Annotated in this window: 19 protein-coding genes and 1 pseudogene; 15 read left to right on the forward strand and 5 right to left on the reverse strand. The window is 62.0% G+C overall.

Annotated features, from left to right (window positions below):
• The 3 genes from ASILVAE211_RS21955 to ASILVAE211_RS21965 form a co-directional block, all read right to left on the reverse strand.
• A partial coding sequence (locus ASILVAE211_RS21955) for a hypothetical protein (RefSeq protein WP_227323509.1) occupies window positions 1-197 on the reverse strand: 197 nt, incomplete at its 3' end.
• Window positions 198-481: 284 nt separating this feature from the next.
• The gene (locus ASILVAE211_RS21960; RefSeq protein ID WP_227323510.1) at window positions 482-826 is read right to left on the reverse strand and encodes a hypothetical protein; all 345 of its coding nucleotides are present in this window, start codon (window positions 824-826) and stop codon (window positions 482-484) included.
• Between the two features lie 67 nt (window positions 827-893).
• Entirely contained in the window at window positions 894-1,334 is a 441-nt protein-coding gene (locus ASILVAE211_RS21965) for a hypothetical protein (protein WP_227323511.1), read from the reverse strand.
• A gap of 20 nt (window positions 1,335-1,354) precedes the next feature.
• Between ASILVAE211_RS21965 and ASILVAE211_RS21970 the strand changes: the two genes are divergently transcribed.
• The 6 genes from ASILVAE211_RS21970 to ASILVAE211_RS21995 all read left to right on the forward strand — a co-directional run bounded on the left by ASILVAE211_RS21970 (window position 1,355) and on the right by ASILVAE211_RS21995 (window position 7,043).
• Window positions 1,355-1,804: a sugar-transfer associated ATP-grasp domain-containing protein gene (locus tag ASILVAE211_RS21970; protein ID WP_319799623.1), complete on the forward strand. Its 450-nt coding sequence runs from the start codon at window positions 1,355-1,357 to the stop codon at window positions 1,802-1,804.
• 242 nt (window positions 1,805-2,046) lie between these two features.
• Window positions 2,047-2,979: a DUF3991 and toprim domain-containing protein gene (locus ASILVAE211_RS21975; RefSeq protein WP_227323512.1), complete on the forward strand. Its 933-nt coding sequence runs from the start codon at window positions 2,047-2,049 to the stop codon at window positions 2,977-2,979.
• On the forward strand, window positions 2,976-3,635 hold the full coding sequence (locus tag ASILVAE211_RS21980; RefSeq protein WP_227323513.1) for a hypothetical protein: 660 nt from the start codon (window positions 2,976-2,978) through the stop codon (window positions 3,633-3,635). The genes ASILVAE211_RS21975 and ASILVAE211_RS21980 overlap by 4 nt, the downstream gene beginning before the upstream one ends.
• Before the next feature lies 1 nt (window position 3,636).
• Complete coding sequence (locus ASILVAE211_RS21985) at window positions 3,637-5,616, forward strand: ATP-dependent helicase (protein WP_227323514.1); 1,980 nt, start codon at window positions 3,637-3,639, stop codon at window positions 5,614-5,616.
• Window positions 5,617-5,908: 292 nt separating this feature from the next.
• Window positions 5,909-6,121 (forward strand): antitoxin VbhA family protein, encoded by a 213-nt coding sequence (locus ASILVAE211_RS21990; RefSeq protein WP_227323515.1) that lies wholly within the window; start codon window positions 5,909-5,911, stop codon window positions 6,119-6,121.
• A gap of 7 nt (window positions 6,122-6,128) precedes the next feature.
• Window positions 6,129-7,043, forward strand: coding sequence for a Fic/DOC family protein (locus ASILVAE211_RS21995; RefSeq protein WP_227323516.1), 915 nt, complete (start codon window positions 6,129-6,131; stop codon window positions 7,041-7,043).
• On the opposite strand, the gene ASILVAE211_RS22000 is transcribed toward ASILVAE211_RS21995, so the two are convergent.
• Window positions 7,032-8,018, reverse strand: a complete 987-nt coding sequence (locus tag ASILVAE211_RS22000; protein ID WP_227323517.1) for an ATP-dependent DNA ligase — start codon at window positions 8,016-8,018, stop codon at window positions 7,032-7,034. The genes ASILVAE211_RS21995 and ASILVAE211_RS22000 overlap by 12 nt on opposite strands.
• Window positions 8,019-8,416: 398 nt before the next feature.
• Between ASILVAE211_RS22000 and ASILVAE211_RS22005 the strand changes: the two genes are divergently transcribed.
• The 7 genes from ASILVAE211_RS22005 to ASILVAE211_RS22035 all read left to right on the forward strand — a co-directional run bounded on the left by ASILVAE211_RS22005 (window position 8,417) and on the right by ASILVAE211_RS22035 (window position 14,165).
• The gene (locus ASILVAE211_RS22005; protein ID WP_227323518.1) at window positions 8,417-8,866 is read left to right on the forward strand and encodes a hypothetical protein; all 450 of its coding nucleotides are present in this window, start codon (window positions 8,417-8,419) and stop codon (window positions 8,864-8,866) included.
• 11 nt (window positions 8,867-8,877) lie between these two features.
• On the forward strand, window positions 8,878-9,333 hold the full coding sequence (locus ASILVAE211_RS22010; protein WP_227323519.1) for a DUF6878 family protein: 456 nt from the start codon (window positions 8,878-8,880) through the stop codon (window positions 9,331-9,333).
• Window positions 9,334-9,342: 9 nt separating this feature from the next.
• Window positions 9,343-9,705 (forward strand): DUF6915 family protein, encoded by a 363-nt coding sequence (locus ASILVAE211_RS22015; protein WP_227323520.1) that lies wholly within the window; start codon window positions 9,343-9,345, stop codon window positions 9,703-9,705.
• Window positions 9,692-10,552 (forward strand): XF1762 family protein, encoded by an 861-nt coding sequence (locus ASILVAE211_RS22020; RefSeq protein ID WP_227323521.1) that lies wholly within the window; start codon window positions 9,692-9,694, stop codon window positions 10,550-10,552. Before ASILVAE211_RS22015 ends, ASILVAE211_RS22020 begins: the two co-directional genes overlap by 14 nt.
• Window positions 10,549-10,737, forward strand: a complete 189-nt coding sequence (locus ASILVAE211_RS22025) for a hypothetical protein (protein ID WP_227323522.1) — start codon at window positions 10,549-10,551, stop codon at window positions 10,735-10,737. Before ASILVAE211_RS22020 ends, ASILVAE211_RS22025 begins: the two co-directional genes overlap by 4 nt.
• A gap of 133 nt (window positions 10,738-10,870) precedes the next feature.
• On the forward strand, window positions 10,871-12,964 hold the full coding sequence (locus ASILVAE211_RS22030; protein ID WP_227323523.1) for a DNA cytosine methyltransferase: 2,094 nt from the start codon (window positions 10,871-10,873) through the stop codon (window positions 12,962-12,964).
• Between the two features lie 226 nt (window positions 12,965-13,190).
• Window positions 13,191-14,165, forward strand: a complete 975-nt coding sequence (locus ASILVAE211_RS22035; RefSeq protein ID WP_227323524.1) for an ArdC family protein — start codon at window positions 13,191-13,193, stop codon at window positions 14,163-14,165.
• Window positions 14,166-14,652: 487 nt separating this feature from the next.
• Here the strand turns inward: ASILVAE211_RS22035 and ASILVAE211_RS22040 are convergent, their stop codons facing one another.
• Window positions 14,653-15,525, reverse strand: a complete 873-nt coding sequence (locus tag ASILVAE211_RS22040; RefSeq protein WP_227323525.1) for an NmrA family NAD(P)-binding protein — start codon at window positions 15,523-15,525, stop codon at window positions 14,653-14,655.
• A 100-nt stretch (window positions 15,526-15,625) separates the two neighbouring features.
• Between ASILVAE211_RS22040 and ASILVAE211_RS22045 the strand changes: the two are divergent.
• Both ASILVAE211_RS22045 and ASILVAE211_RS22050 read left to right on the forward strand, forming a co-directional pair.
• Window positions 15,626-15,802, forward strand: a pseudogene (locus ASILVAE211_RS22045) (helix-turn-helix domain-containing protein); the annotation flags it as partial.
• Between the two features lie 12 nt (window positions 15,803-15,814).
• Window positions 15,815-16,504 (forward strand): substrate binding domain-containing protein, encoded by a 690-nt coding sequence (locus ASILVAE211_RS22050; RefSeq protein WP_227323565.1) that lies wholly within the window; start codon window positions 15,815-15,817, stop codon window positions 16,502-16,504.
• The last annotated feature ends 178 nt before the right edge of the window (window positions 16,505-16,682 follow it).

Consider the following 16,682-nt stretch of genomic DNA (forward strand, 5'->3'; position numbering starts at 1 on the left):
AGTGAACACCGTCTTGGCACTATTTTATGAGTCCCACGATCCACGACCGTAGTGGTTAATGATGACAATTTCTCGTGGACAGCCGCACTATTTGAAAGCTTGAAGACTGCCGTCGCCTTGATCCGAAGCTTCAGCCGGAAGATATGGTGTTCATACAACTTAAGCTGGTTTGTAAAAATTTGGTATTTATCGTCCAACTAACGATCCATAGCCGACATTGAATGCGCGACTAAGGTTATGCATGCTTCAATGAAGGATAGCAGAAACTCTTTTTTAAGGGTATTCGCCGGTTCCAGGACGATCACACGCTTGATAGTAGCATAAGGCCGAAAATGTTCACGCGCGCGTGTGTTCTGATGTCAGAACTCACCATAAGACGCCCCCCCCCCGTTGCTCGGCAGCAGTCTGGATAAGATCGTTTTGGCGATGCCTGTCCAGGACGGTGATCCACGTCAATCATTCATCATGCCGGCCGCTATAATCACCGAAGAAAACGAGCCGCAGAGCCGTCGCGAGTGCTCGGGAAAGCGGCGAAACACGCAGTGATTTCATCGCCCGAGACTGAAAACCCATTTGGCCAACGGGAACCGCGCTCGCGGAACGCGCCGTTCGCAGAATCACGGGCTACCGAAGTCATGCCGGCAACAGCGCCGGCAATGGCATTGGTAAAGGATTGCCCGATGAACCAGATTGGAACCGTCTCGGAGATGGGCATGCTGCCCGCGCTCCAGGGAACTCCAAGCCTCGACGTTAACAAAAACACCTTGATGGCGATGCGCGACGGACGCCCAGGCATCGCATTGCTCGCCGAAGTGGTCCGCCTCATGCGTGACGCCGGTAAGCTCAGCGTCCCAGAATATCTCTATTACCGGCTTTGGGACCGACGCCTTAGCTTAGAGGAAAAGCGGGCCTTCGTCGGCAAGAAGGCGCAGCATTTGATGCACCTCGCTTGCAATGACCGTCACTGGTATCAGACCGCCGCCGACAAAATCCTGTTTCAAACGATCATGACCGGCGCCGGGCTCCCAGTTCCCGAAACGCTGGCGGTCACGCAGCCGATGCGCTGGCTCCCCCAATCTCTGGCGCTCCCTGGCGCCGAAGAACTTGCAGGTTGGCTCCGAAATCCCGCGATTTACCCGCTCTTCGCGAAGCCGGCGGCCGGCAAATGCAGCCTCGATGTCCTCTCGATCGACCGCTTCGACCCGGACAGCGGTCAACTCGTCCTTCTTGGTGGCGAGACTATCTCTCCGGCGCAAGCTGCCGAGCAGATGAGGGGTCGGAATGGCTACGTCCTGCAGCAGCGGATGAGCCCACATCCCAGCTGGCGGAGACATTCGGGCCGCGTCTGTGGTCCGTGCGCGTCCTCGTGCTGGTCCGTCCAGATCGGTCGGTCATCCATCGCGCGCTCGCGAAGATCGCCACGGGCAGCAACCCGGCCGACAACTATTGGCGGCCGGGCAATATGGTGGCCGCCTTGGACACAATGACGGGCCAGATCAGGCGGGTGGTGCGTGGTGTCGGCGCCGATCTCACCGAATGCGTCGCTCATCCAGACACCGGCGGCGCGTTGATCGGAACCGCGCTGCCCGATTGGATCAAGCTGCGGAACCTGGTGACGAAAGCCGCCTGCGTCTTTCCAGGCATTCGCACGCAATCCTGGGACATCGCGCTGACCGATCGCGGGCCGGTCTGCCTCGAGCTGAATTACGGCGGTGACCTCAATCTGGCGCAGCTCGCCGAGGGGCGCGGCGTGCTCGATGAAGCGTACCGGAGCCATCTGTCCGAGTGCGGATACCGCTGCTGATTCCGACGCGCCGTTCGCAACGCGGGTCGGCAGGATGCCGGTATGGAAATGGAATTAAGGGGAGGGCCGCTACCGCTCGCGCCAAGCGGGCCACAAGGGAAGCCGCTGCGCGGCCGCCGCCCATGGCAGCGCCCTTGTCCCCCGCAGGCTTCGCGGTCGCCGGGCTTCGAAAGGATCGGATTGAAGGGCAGGCGAGAAGCTGCCCGGACAGGCGATCTCCCCGAAATCCGGAGCACAATGCCATGACCGAAGATACTGAACTTGACCTGTTCCGAGCGCAGGTGAACTGCGCCGCTGTCCTCGAAAACATGGGCCAGCCCTGGCGCCTCGATAAAGACGGCAGCACCAAGCGCGCGATGAAGTATCGCCGTGCTCAAGGCGAGATTCTGATCGTCACCCATGACGGCCGCGGCTGGTGGGACCCGAATTCCGAGGCCAAGGGCGACATCTTCACTCTGGTCCAGCACCTCGATCCCAGCCTCAACTTTGGCCATGTCCGACAGGTGCTGCGCAAATTCGTCGGCATCACGCCGCGCTACGAGCCGGCGGAGCGCGCGCGGAAAGGGCAGGGGGCGGACCGTCCCGTGGCCGAGCGTTGGGCAGGACGAGCGCGGCTTCGCGCCGGTTGCCCGGCTTGGCGCTATCTCCTCGAACAGCGCCACCTCCCGGCCGATATCCTGTTCGCAGCCGGTGAGCAGGACATCGTTCGGGATGGTGCCTATGGCAGTGCGTGGTTTGCCCATCGCGACCAGGGCCGGGTCACGCATGTCGAGATCCGTGGACCTGAGTTTAAGGGGGCGCTGAAAGGCGGCGACAAAGCCCTCTTCCTGTTCCGCCGTGGTCTGATTCCGGTGACGCGGCTTGTCATTGCCGAAGCGCCGATCGATGCGCTCAGCATTGCCACGCTGGAGGGTAAGCGCCCCGAAAGTCTCTATGCGGCGACAGGGGGCGGCATGGGACCGGGCACGCTTGCCGCGCTTGAGGCGATCTGCGCTGGCCTCGGCCCGCGCCCCGATACCATCGTCGAGAGCGCGGCCGACGCCAATCGCGCGGGCGACAGGTTCGCCGAGCGCCACGCCGAAATCGCCCGGACCGCCAGCGTCGCCTTCAGACGACTGCGACCCCCCGATGATCTCGATTGGAACGACGTTCTGAAACAGGGGAGGGGAGCATGACCACGCAACGCGCCTGGGTTCTTCTGCCTTCCGGTAATCGTCTCAACCTGTTGGCCCCGGACCCGCATGCCTGGACCGATCGCGACCTCGCCATCGGCCTTTCGCGGACCTATCGCTGGTCGGGTTATTCGGCATGGGATCATCCACTCTCCGTCGCCCAGCATAGCCTCACGGTTTTAGAGCTTCGGCAGCACGCCGCGAAACGTCGTCTCACGCCGGCCGAAGCCCGCCGGGAGTTGCTGCACGACGCCACCGAAGCCTTACTCGGCGGCTACGACCCGATCACCCCACTGAAGCCGCATCTCGGCGATGGCTACCAGCGGCTTGTCGCGCTTCATCAGACGGCAGTGGATATCCGTTATCGGCTCCCCGACTGGGACGAAGAGAGCTATCGCGCACACAAGGCGGCCGACCATCTGGCCGCCGCAAGCGAAGCCGTTTACGTCGTCGGGTGGTCGCGGGCATCGATCCGCGACGACCTCAGAATCACAATCGAACCCGCCACCGAAGACCCACTCGCTGGCACGGCCGGTTTCTCGCCTTGGGAACCCTGGCCGGCCAGCTACGCGGCCGAGCGGTTCCTCGATGCCCTCCTTCTCCTGACATCAGACATGGCCGGGATCTCCGATCTCGCGCGCAACGCGGAGCTTGCCTGACATGCCCAGCATCCTCGACGATCTCACACCGCAACAACACGCCGCCGCCGTTCAGCCTGGCCCGACGCTGGTCATCGCCGGCGCCGGCACGGGTAAAACCAAGACCCTTACCGCGGCCGTCGCGCATCGGATCGCAAACCTCAAGATCGAGCCGGCGCGTATCCTCGCCGTGACCTTCACGAACAAAGCTGCCGCCGAGATGACAGGGCGGATCAAGCTCGCTCTGGGCGAGGCGATGGCGCCGAGATGGGCCGGCACGTTCCACGGGCTCGGTGCGCGCCAACTTCGCATCGAGCCCGAAGTCGCGGACCTTCGACCCGGCTTCGACATCCTCGATGCCGACGATACGCGGCGTATGGTCAAGCGCGTGATGAAGGCGATGAACCTCGCCGGCAGTGACGAAGCGGGCGGCGGCGGTCGAGACCCGATCAAGACCGTGTGCAACCGGATTTCGAAATGGAAGGACGAACTGGTCATCCCCCGGGATGCGCCGGCTCTGGCCGAAGCCGCCATCGCCGGCGCCGACCATGATGGCTTTCCGGTCGATCCCAACACGCTGCGCAATTGCGCGCGCGTCTATATCGAGTATCAGCGCATCCTCCAGGACGCGAACGCCGCCGATTTCGGCGATCTCCTGCTTTGGCCGGTGCGCGCGATGATGCAAGACCGAACCTATCGGGAGCGTTGGGCCGGGCGCTTCGATCGCATTCTCACTGACGAATATCAGGACGTGAACCGCGCTCAATATACCTGGCTCCGGATGCTCAGCGGTGGGCACAAGGAAATCTTCGCGGTTGGCGACGATGACCAATCGATATTTGGATGGCGCGGCGCGGACATAACCTATATCCGCCGGTTCGCGCGGGACTTTGCCGGCGCCGCGCAGATCCGCCTTGAGGAAAACTTCCGCAGCACTGGCCATATCCTCGCGGCCGCCAACGGCATTATCGGCCGCGATCACCGCCGTCTCGGTAAGGTCCTGTTCACGCGCAAGACCCTTGGTACGCCCATCGAGGTTGTCCGATTCACGAGCGGCGAAGTTGAGGCCGCCGAAGTGACGCGCGAAATCATCCGGCATCACGCCGAGGGCAAGGATTGGGGTGACTTCGCAATTCTTTACCGCAGCAATGCGTTGAGCCGGCTGCTCGAAGAAGCTCTCATGCGCGGCCGTGTTCCCTATACCATCGTGGGCGATGTCGGTTTCTATCATCGCGCGGAAATTAAGGACACGCTGGCGCTCCTTCGGCTTGTCGTTTCGCCCGAGGATCGCCAATCGGACGAGAGCTTCCGGCGCGTCATCAACACCCCGGCACGCGGGTTTGGCGTGAAGGCGATGACCCTCCTGGAGCAGGAGGCCGCATGGCGTCGCGTCTCGCTCTTGCAGGCCTTGGAAACGGTTCAGCTTCCGCCGAAGACCCGTAGCGCTGGCCTTCAGTTTTCGGACGCCATCCGCAATGTCGGTCGGCAGACTGGCGCCACGGTTGCTGATCTGCTGTCCCTCGTGCTTGATGCCTCCGGTTATCGCAAAATGCTGCGCGACAGCCAGGCGGAAACGACTGAGGGTCGGCTCGATAACGTGCAGGAACTCATCCAGCTCGCTGGCAGCTTCCACACGCCGCGGGAGCTTCTCGATCATTCAGCGCTCTCGTCCAATGGCCCCGGGGAAGACGCGGCAAACACGGTGAAGCTTTTAACGCTGCATCGCGCCAAAGGCCTGGAATTCCCGCATGTGTTTCTGGTCGCGTGGGAGAATGGGCTTTTCCCGCCGCTCTACGGCGATCACGACGAGGAGCGCCGGCTCGCCTATGTCGGTGTCACGCGTGGCATGAAGCGCGTTACCATTTCCCATGCCAGCTACCGACGCGGCCCGGCAACGCCTTCCTGCTTTCTCGAAGACATCCCAGACAGCAATCGCGTCGAGGGATGGCACGATCATCGAGCCCTTTCCCGCCCAGCTTTCCGGGCTGTATCAGCGGCGTGATGAATTCACGGCCCAAATCTGACAGGCCGGCCACGCACGCGGGACCGATGCCTGGTTCGATCGAGGAATACGAGCTGCGCCGCTGTGCCATTTGCGGTTCAAAATATCCCGCCTTCGGTTTCGGGCCGCCGCTCACCCGCCCCGGTCCGATGCTATGGGCCTGTCTTGAGCACCGAATGGAGCTTGACCGACAACTTCGACCGGAACCCCCGCCGGCTCTGCAAGAGCTTCGGAAAACCCTGTTTTAGGCCGGTAGACTGGCATTTTTCGGCGAAAAGGAGTATAAAACGCCATGGACGACATCGTAAAATCCGCCCGCGCCAAGCTGTCGGCCGCCGAGATCGATCGCCGCCGTGAGGCCGTGTCCGAAGCAGCGGCGAACGCCCGTCTTGAGGGTCAGATTTCCTCCCCGGAAAGCGAAGCGATCTTCGACCGGTACATCCAGGGCGAGCTGGAGATCAGCGACGTGCTGGGTCTTTTGAAGGAGCGGCACGGTCTGCGGTAGGTGACTGGTGCCGAACTACACACTTCCAGACGGCGAGACCGTCAAGAATAAGGTCGGCGCTCGGTCGCACGCTGAACTCGAAACGATCGAGGTCGATTTCGTGAAAGCAAGGCAATTGGAGCATGCGGCTAACCCCCGCATTGCTCGCACCTTCGACGCGGCGCATCTCAAGGCAATTCATCGACAACTCTTCCAGGATGTCTACGAATGGGCCGGCCGCACGCGCGACGAACAGGTGCGCCTGTCGGATCGGACCATCGCCTCTGAGCCATTACTCTATCGGCCGGGCAGCAAGCCCTTTGCTGCTGGGGCCCGGATCAACGACGGCCTGGACGACCTTGCGGCCAGGCTGCGAGACGCCGACTATCTGCGTGGTCTCTCACGGACCGAGTTTGCGACCCGCGCCGCCAGCGTGCTGGCCGAGGCGAATGGAATCCACGCCTTCCGGGAAGGCAACGGTAGAACGCAGCGGATATTCCTGCAGGAGCTGGCCGCGAGCGCCGGACACAAGCTCGAATTCCGGGTCGTGTCCCGCGAACGGATGGTCCAAGCGAGTATTGCCGCGCACGAAGACCGCGACATTGGTCCGATGCGGCGGATGTTTGATGAGATCAGCAACCCGAACCGCGTCGCCGCGCTCACACCGGCCATCGCCTTTTTGAACTCTGCAAAATACCCTTGGAACGATCGTTATGTCGCGACGCTGGAGCCGGGACATGTTCAGGATTTGACGGTCGCCGGCGTCAGTGGCGCCAACTTCATGGCACGCACCGATACATCGATCCTCATCGGCCAACGCGCAGATCTTCCCAGCCCCGACACTGCCAGCGGCGCGCGCGTAAAGGTCTTTCCTAGTCGCTGGCCTGAACCGGATGACCAGCCAACACCCTCGACTAGGCTGGGACCATCATTAGGTCCGTGAAACCTGGTCGAAAGAGCACGCGGCGGCATCCTTGTCCGGCCGCCAGCGAACGAACCGCGATCCATGCCGAAACCGACCATTTTCGATGTGATCCGCGCTGACCTCTACCACCAGGTCCGGCTCCACCGGGATCGCTTCTCTTTTGCCGCCAGTCCAACGGCTCTCGCCGCCTGGTTGCTTGCCGGTGAAACCACCTCGACCAAGCCGAGTCACAAGCCGAGCGGCAAGATCCTCTTGCGGAATTGTCTGGGCTCGGCACCTGCCGATGTAGTGAAGCCGGCCCGTTTCATCGTAGAGGCCCATAAGCAAGTATTCGATGACCAATGCGTTTTTCTGGCAATAGACACCACCGACGACGCAATCAATACTTTGCCAGAGCTTGTACTTCAGCATTGCCCGCACGCCCGGTCGATACCGCAGATCAAGCCGCTTCGCTACGATGCCATCCAAACCCTTGCCGAGTTGCTTGAGCCATGTGCGCGCCGTTTTCGACTTGTTGGTCGCTTTAGACAGAAGGAAGGGAGCGCCTCTGTCGATGGTAGCAAAAAGTGCCTCCAGCGCGGCACGCCGCTCGCTGAACGGCTTGTCCAGCAGCGTTTTACCAGCGTTGTCGGCAAGCAGGTCGAAGGCGACATATTGTGCCGGGGTCTCCCGTGATAACCGTTCGGCGCGGGACGTGGCCGGATGAAGCCGGGCTTGTAGCGCGTCGAACGGCTGGCCCGGTATTACCAGCTCGCCGTCGAGCACAAATCGCTTCCGGTCAAGCGCCTTCGCCGCCGCTGCGATCTCGGGAAAATATCGCTCAAGCGGCTTTTGGTTCTTGGACTGAAGATGGACCTCGTCGCGGTCACGAAAAATGATGCAGCGGAACCCGTCCACTTTCGGCTCGTATTGCCACGACTCCCCTGCAGGAGGCAGCGCGTCGACGGCTTCGGCCTCCATCGGCTTGAGAGATAGCGGCACCTCGATCTTCATGTTCTGGGGTTCCCTTGGTTATCTCTTCATTAGTGGATGTGGGCATCAATGATCCGGAGAGAAGACAGGAAAAAAGGGGCAAACAGAGACGACTAAAGAGATGGGGAAAAGACGAAATTGGGTGCCGCTTACGCGTGCGGCGCCGCAAGGGTCGCGCGACACGTCGCGCAGCCCGGCTTCGCCGGCTTCGCCCTTGCCCCGCCTAACCCGCGAAGCGGCCTCCGGAGAGGGTCTTCAGACAAGATCCTGAAAGGAAGCCTGAACATGAAAATCTGTCTTCACGGCTTGCGCTTCTGCGGTGTGATCGCGTTCGCCGCCGCTATTTACCTTTTCTTGTGCGCGCCGGGGTTTCTCTCCGATGCGAGCAGCACGGTTCCAGTGTCATCGGAGGACTCTCCATGAGCCAGGAGCAATTCCGTTACGACGACTATATCCAACAAGCAAAACTGACGCCGGGAGGTCATCTCCACATTGGCCGCGGTGGCTTCACCTTGCATCTCGGACGTTCGCGGCTCAGCGGCTACGATCGCGAGACTGTCAAGACCGCCTGCATCGCTGCAGGTGTGCCAGTGATCGACAGTCGGAACGTCCCGCTCGATCTCGCCGCGAAGCTCGCTGTCAGCGGTCCGATGATCGCCGTGAACAGCGATCCGGACCCGCGCCCTTGGCACGCCTTCGCTTATGCCCCGCTTGGTGTGGTTGCCGCCGCCTACCGGAGCGCGGGAGCTGAGGTCTTCAACATCGAGGACGAGGCCTTTGACGAGACAATGTTCCCGGCACTGTCGGATGGCTCTCCGAAGGCCATCATCGCTGGCTGGCTCGACTACGTGCGCAACGCCGACTTTTGAAAGGACGGACCATGCAGGACAATCAACTCTCGATCATCGAGGCCAATCATGCCCGCTTCGATCGGCTTAGCGCCGAACTTCTTCCACTCAACAAACAGGCGATTTTTGATGCGCTTGCTGCCGCTGGGATCGAGTATGTGGAGGTCGAATTCGACGGCTATGGCGATGAAGGCTCCTTCCAAGGGATTGTCGCCTACAAGCGCGATAACCAAACAGTCGAGCTTCCCACCTGCGAGATTAAGCTGAAGACCGTGAATTTTGCCACCGGTTCGATCGAGGTGAAAATCACCACACCTGGCGATGCTACCGAGACGATGGTGAGTGATTTCCTTGAGGAGACTCATTCTGGCTGGGAGGACGGCGAGGGCGCCTTCGGGCAGTTCACCTTAACGCTGGCCGACCGCAGCATCACACTCGATTACAACGAGCGATTTATCGATTCCACGCACCACGACCACGCGTTCTAGGAGGGGCAAATGGCGCACGCTTATCACCACGCGGTTTCCTCCGCCAAACGCTTCGGTGGAACGCCTGAGGACTACCAGGCCATCCATGATTGGATGGACGCCTCGAAAGTGATCCTGGCCGATTTTCGCCACCGCGCGCTAAGGCATCACGCGGAAGGCTGCTACGCGGCAGAGGCTTTGTTCGGCACCACCATTCGCAACGCCGCTGGTCGTAATGTTCCCGTGCGGCAGATCGCCGAGCAACACATTCTCGAAGATCTAGGCCGCATTCCCTCCTTTGCCGATTGGGTGCGGTGCATTCGCCCAGAGCCCTGGATGGCCAGAGCCGGCACAAAGCTCGATGCCGAGGCAGCACGCCATGCAGAAGAATGACGCTTTTCCCTCGGCAGGCCTGCCCCTCGCTTCCGATTGCCCTCTTCAATGCCTGTTCTGCGGCGAGCCCGAGCAGGCCGAGCTGCTGGAAATCTGGGGACATGACTTCATGCTGCAGACTTGTTGCGAGGGTCTGCACGAGCAAATCGTAATCGACATGAACGACGATCCAGCCTGGGGCCGCGAGCTCCTTCGTAGGCTGGAGATCGAGCCGCTGACCGGGCACCGCCTGCGGCGCGTCACGGATGACGGCTGCACCGGCATCATCCTTGACTGGCAGCTTCAGCACGGGACCGTCAGCGCTGGCGAAGCCCGCCGGTTCATTGCTCGGCACCACGCGCATTGCGGCATGCCGACCGCCTGGCGGTTTCATGGTGCCGTCTTCAACGGTCGCACGTTGATGGGTGTCGCGCTCGTCGGAAATCCCGTTGCCCGCGCGCTATCGGGGCGCGGGATCCTCGAAATCAACCGGCTGTGTATCCGACGCGACACGCCGGCTGCGCTGCGCTGGAATGCCGCCTCGATGCTCTATGGCTGGTGCTCTCGCGAAGCCGAACGTCGCGGCTGGCAGAAGATCATCACTTATACCCGCGTCGACGAGCCGGGCACCTCGCTGGAGGCAGCAGGCTGGCAACGGGAAGCCTGTGTACGTGGCCGTGGCTGGCATAGCGCCCAACGGGCTCGTTCGAACCGCAATGGCTGGATCGACAAGATCCGTTGGAGCCGTTCGCTCGCGCCTCGTCTCCAATCCACCCCGCCACCCAAAAGGAGCAAACCACCATGCGCAGCATCTATGTGGACCGGTTGGACGACGGTCGAATCAGCGTTCGGATTTACGCCGGCATGAGCAAACCCAAAACACGCTTGTTCCTGGATCGGGATGAGGCCGTCGCTTTTGCCGAGAGCAAGATGGGGCGCAAGGGCATGGTGCTGGATACAACCTTGATGACGGCCGAACAATTGGAGGCTCACAAGGCGCGCGAAGCATGGGCCGAGGAAATCCTGAAAGCCGCAGAAACTCAGAGCGAATGAAAACCTACCGCGCCATGGCCGCACCGCCGCAAGGGTCGCGCTGATCGCGCGTCCGGCAAGCCGGCTTCGCCCTTGCCCCGGACGGCCAGGCCGCGGGGTGCGGGAGGGGTAATCCGAACCAAGGAGAACCCCGATGTCATCACGCCAATCTTCAGCGGTCGAGCTGAGAGAGATCCGTCATTTCCACCTGTTCTGCGGCCTCGGCGGCGGCGCACGCGGCTTCAATCGCGGCAGTGCCCGGGTCGGCAATATGCAGGCCGTTTTCCGATGCCTTGGCGGCATCGATGTATCGGCCGCCGCAATCCGCGATTTCGAACGGCTCGCCGGCGTACCCGGCACTGTGCTCGATCTGTTCGATGCAGACCAATATGCGGCATTTCACGGCCGGTCGGCGCCGGCCGACTGGCGCCAGGCCACGCCCCAAGACATCCAACGTGCCGCCGGCAACGAACGGCCGCACATCGTTTTCCTGTCAGCACCGTGCAAGGGGTTCTCGGGACTGCTGGCCGAGGCGCTCAGCCTGACAGACAAATATCAGGCGCTAAACCAGCTCACGCTGCGCGGTGTTTGGTTGATGCTCGAAGCCTTCCAGGACGATCCGCCGGAGCTGATCCTGTTCGAGAATGTCCCGCGCATCGCCCGTCGCGGCCGCGCGCTGCTCGACCGGATCGTCGCGCTCCTTCGTCACCACGGCTACGCGGTTGCTGAGACGACACATGATTGTGGTGAGTTGGGCGGCTTGGCTCAGACACGAAAGCGCTTCCTCCTGGTCGCGCGCCATCAGCAGAAGGTGCCTCCGTTCCTTTACGAGCCGCCCAAGCGCAGCCTGCGCTCCGTTGGCGACATCCTAGGCCGCCTGCCGCTACCGGGCGACATTATGCAGGCTGGCCCCATGCACCGTGTCCCGTCTCTGCAATGGCAGACCTGGGTCCGCCTCGCCTTTGTCGAGGCTGGGTCCGATTGGCGCTCGCTGAAGCGTCTGCGGGTCGAAGATGGGCATCTGGCCGATTATGCCCTGGCACCCGATCAGGCATGGCGCAACGGCGTTCTCGGTGTTGGGTCTTGGGGTGAGCACGCCGGCACGGTAACGGGAAACAGCCGGCCGGGCACGGGTAGCTTCAGTGTCGCTGATCCAAGATGGGTGTCATCGGAACGCTGGAACGACGGCCAGCAATATGGGGTGAGGCGTTGGAACGACACCTCGGGCACGATCACCGGGGTCAAATCGCCGGGTCAAGGCACGTTCGCGGTCGCCGATCCGCGCCATGGCGGCCCGGCCAAGTTCAACAATGTCTACCGGATCGTTCCCTGGAATCAGCCCTGTACCGCCGTCACCAGCAGCCGTGACGGCTGCGTTGCCGATCCACGACCGACATCCGGCTTCGAGGGGCAGGGCAAATATAGGGTGACATCCTGGGAGGAGGCGTCGGGCACGATCATCAGCAGCTCGACCACGGGCAATGGTGGCTTCGCCGTCGCCGACCCGCGCACCGGATGGCCCGATAGCGCCCATACCAGCAAGCTCCATGTGCATCGCTTCCAAGAACCTGCGCGCACTGTCACCGGCTCCGATCGCGTTGCCAGCGGTGCTATGTGCGTCGCCGATCCGCGCACGGACGAACGCCGCTCCGGTGCCTTGGGTGTGGCTTGCTGGTCCGATCACACCGGAACGGTCGCAGGCGAAAGCCTCCCCAGCAATGGCAGCTTCGCCGTCGCTGACCCCCGGCCAAACCTCCATCGCGAGAAGGGCGACGCCTATGTGAATGGCGGGCATTACGGTGTCATCGGCTGGTCCGACACCGCAAACACCGTCTCCGGCAGCGGGCAGCACGACAACGGCGCCTGGAGTGTCGCTGACCCCCGTCACCAGGATGGCAACGATCGGCCGGCCGAGGCCCGCCTTCCGACTGCTCAGGATCGACTGGTCGCGGTCATCCGCAGCCTCGACGGGACCTGGCATCGCCCTTTCACGACCCTCGAACTCGCGTCTCTGCAGAGCCTTGTCGATCCCGAGGAATACCTCGAACTCGACGGCCTCTCGGACGCAGACTGGCGCGAGAGAATTGGCAATGCCGTTCCGCCGGATGCCGCGCAGGCTATCGCCGATACGATGGGCACGACGCTCCTCCTAGCCTGGTCGGGCGAGAGCTTCATGCTCTCCGCTGTGCCCATTTGGGTCCAGCAGATGGCCGTTGGACTCTCGCTGGATCAGGCTGCCATACCGTGACCCGACGAGCAGCCGCCATCGGCGCTCGGACACAGCGATGAGTCGGTGGAAAAGAACCTTCGGGGAAAGAAGAAAAACATGAGGGGGGATGAAGCTCCCTACCGCGCTCTGGGCCCACCGCCGCAAGGGTCGCGCTGATCGCGCGCCCGGCAAGCCGGCTGCGCCCTTGCCCCGGGGGACCAGGCGCGGGGCGAGGGAGGGGTCATCCAAATCATGGAGAATCCCGGTGCGAAAGCAGGAAAAGAACCCGCGCGACCATTACCAGGACGTCACCCAACAAGTGATAGAAGCGCTCGAAGCCGGGGCGCCGCCCTGGCGCCAACCCTGGGATTCCGGAAGATCCGGCGGCCCCTCCATGCCTCAGAACGCCGTCACGGGCGCGGGCTATCGCGGCATCAACGTCCTCACCCTCGGCATCAACCGAATGGCTTTCATGACCGGCGATCCCCGTTGGGCGACCTACAAGCAGGCCCAGGAAAGAGGCTGGCAGGTAAAACAGGGCTCACGCGGCGTCACCGGCTATTTCTACAAGCGCATCGAGGTTGATGGCGCAAAGAACGAGGGTGGTTCGACGGGCGAAGGCAAATGGTTTCCCATGCTCCGCTCGTTCAAGCTGTTCCACGCAAGCCAAATCGACGGCATTCCGGACTATCTACCCCCGACCATTGAAGAAGCGCCCTGGCGCGCGCCGGAAGCGGTCGAAACCATCTTCGCGAACAGCGGCGCCGAGATCCGCATCGGCGGCCCTCGCGCCTTCTATTCGACCGTCACGGATCACATCCAGATGCCGCCGGCAGTGGCGTTTCATTCGCCTGCTGCATGGTCGAGTGTCCAGGTCCATGAGGGCATCCACTGGGCGGGCGCTAAGCATCGTCTGAACCGCGACATGTCCGGCCGCTTCGGATCGAAGTCCTACGCGCGCGAGGAGCTTGTGGCCGAATTGGGACAGCTCAACGTGTGCAGCGTGCTCGGCATCTCCGAGTGCGATTTCGTCAACGGCGCCGCCTACCTCTCGCACTGGCTCGACATTTTGCGCGAGGATAAGCGCGAAATCTTTCGCGTCGCGGCCGACGCACAACGCGCTGCGGATTTCCTATTGGCTTTCCATCCCGACTACGCCGCGCGCATGAAATCCCCTTCGGCCGACGTCGAGGGCGAAGCCTCCGGCAAAACGGAAATCCCTCTCAAGGCCGCTGCCTAATCGACTTTCCCATCCACCCGAAAGAGACGACGAGCGGTCGAGAGGCTGCGCGCGTCCGTGCAACTGTGAGGAGGCGGAACGCCATGACGAACTTCGACCAGGAACAGGCTCTAGCTGAAGGCTCGGGCCCCTTTGAATCCGGCCAACGCGAGGAAAGCTCGGCAAGACTCGAATTGCAGCGCTCCGACAATGCCCGGCTCCCGCAATACCAAGTCAACGAGATTAGTGACGTCGGCCGCCATCGGCTAGGAAGGCACTCCGGTTAGTTTCATCATTGCCTAGCACAAACATCGTGCCGACGTAGATCGCCGACGTGCGCCACGGTCGATAACTTGGCGTTGGGACCGGGCTAGGGTGTAAGAACTGGCGGCGTAGATCATCATCCGCTGTCCGGGTGACGGGCGAAGCGGCGCCCCGAGGCATCTTCATGCGCGTTCCCAACGCCTCAAGTGCCGCTCTGTCCGCTCCAGTTGCAGGGAAAGCCGCCTCAGCCGAGCTGCGTCGTCAGGAACGCCTCGAAGCTCTGCAGGCGCAAATCGGGATAACGATCGTTCTGTACATCATCGAGCGACGTCTGGCCGTTGGACATATAGAGCGAGTAAGCGAGCATGATCCGCGTACCAAAATCCGCGACCGCCATTGCTGCGCGAAGATCGGTTTCCATGCCAAGTGAACGACGCTCGAAAGATTTACCAACGACCTTCTCCGCGACATCGGCAGCCTCGTTGAACGAAAGCCGATCGCCGTAGAAGGCGAATTTGCCGGCGGGGACGGTGCGGTCGAGTGCGACCCGCGCAGTCACCCTTGCGGTGTCTTCGACGCTGGTGGCCTCAATTGGCATCTTGCCGTCGCCCCAAAATGTAGCGATTCCTTTATCGTAATCGATCATCGGTGAGCCGGGACCAAACAGGTCAAGGAAAGCGCCCTGTAAAATGTGAATGCTCTCGAGGCCGAGCGCGGCGATCCGCCCGTCGGCCTGTGCACGCATATTGAACGCAGTATGCTCCCCTGGCGTAGCCTTGAAAACGTCTAGCCCGAAGTCGGACGGCAAGATGCGGCGAACGCCGTTCCGCTTGCCCGCTTCAGCAAGAGCAACTTGACCTTCGACGATGACGTCGGGTCCGCCCTGGACCGCGGAAATGATCACGTCGACGCCGGTGGTAGCCCGGTCGAGGGAGCCGCGGTCGGACAGATCGCCCTCAACGAACTCAACGTTCTGGTCCCGAAGCTTGCCAAGCTTTTTGCTCGTCGTGTCGCGCACAAGCAAGCGCAGACGCGCACCATCGTCATTGGCGAGATGGCTGGCGATCCGTCCTCCGAGCATTCCGGTGGCACCGACGAGCAGGACTGTCTGGGTCATTTCAAATTCCCTCATTTGGTAAAACCAATTTAGTGATTCCCAGAATGGAGATAAGGTAGATGATGTTGGACAAGGTGTTCCCGCTGTGGAACGATGAAGCATGCTTGACCTAATCCACTTGCGCGCTTTCGCGCGTGTTGCAGACCTAGGGAGCGTGTCCGGAGCTGCCCGGGCCCTCGGCATGCCAAAGTCTTCCGTAAGTCGCTCACTTTCGAAGCTCGAGGAGGCGTTGGGCGCTCCGCTCATAGAGCGGTCGAAACGCCATGTTCGGCTTACCGATGCGGGGCGTATGTTGCGTCGTCATGCGGCGCGTATTCTCGACGACGTCAGCGAAGCCGAGAATGCGGTGAGCGGATTGATCGGGCGGCCTAGCGGTACCTTGCGGGTTAGCGTCGGATTTACCTTCGCAGTGGGACCGCTTGCGCCGATGCTTTCGGCCTTCCTTGCCACCTATCCCGATGTCCGGGTCGTGCTCACCGTCGACAACCGGCGAAGCGACCTGCTTACCGAAGACATCGACGTCGCTATCCGGATAGGGCAGTTGAATGATTCTGAGCTCATCGCGCGCAAGCTGGGCACGATCGGTCTCTGGCTGTGCGCTAGCCCCTCGTATCTTTCCGAACGAGGCACGCCCACAACGATCGACGAGCTCACCGGGCACACACTGATTTCACATGTAGACCGACGCGAAGCGAGGCGGATCAGGACTCCGTCGGGCGATGTCCAGGAAATCGTGATCGAGCCCGGCACCGTCGTGCCGGAGCCCGCGGTGGCGAAAGTCATGCTGATCGCTGGCGCAGGCATAGGGTGGCTGCCCGATTTCGAGGCGCAGGACGCCGTCGCCTCAGAGTCGCTTGTGCGCCTGCTAGGGGATCATCACGTCGATGGTGTCGTGGTACACGCCCTCTATCCGAGCCACCGGAGCCTCTCGGCGAAAGTGCGGGTCTTTATCGACATGCTTGTCACCCATATGGCCTGAGAGGCCGTTGTCCTCCTGCGCCAATTGAGGTGTTTCAGCCACTGGCAAGCCTCTTCTCGAAGACTGCTGTTGGTCCAGTGAGCTGTCACCAGCGTTCTGGCGGACCGCCGGGGCGAGAAAGCCGTGCACCGTTTAGGCGTTGATGTTGATGCTGCTGTTGCGCCTCTGAGGCGCACCG

Origin of the sequence: Acidisoma silvae (assembly GCF_020618775.1) — a bacterium.
GTDB classification, from domain to species: Bacteria; Pseudomonadota; Alphaproteobacteria; order Acetobacterales; family Acetobacteraceae; genus Acidisoma; species Acidisoma silvae.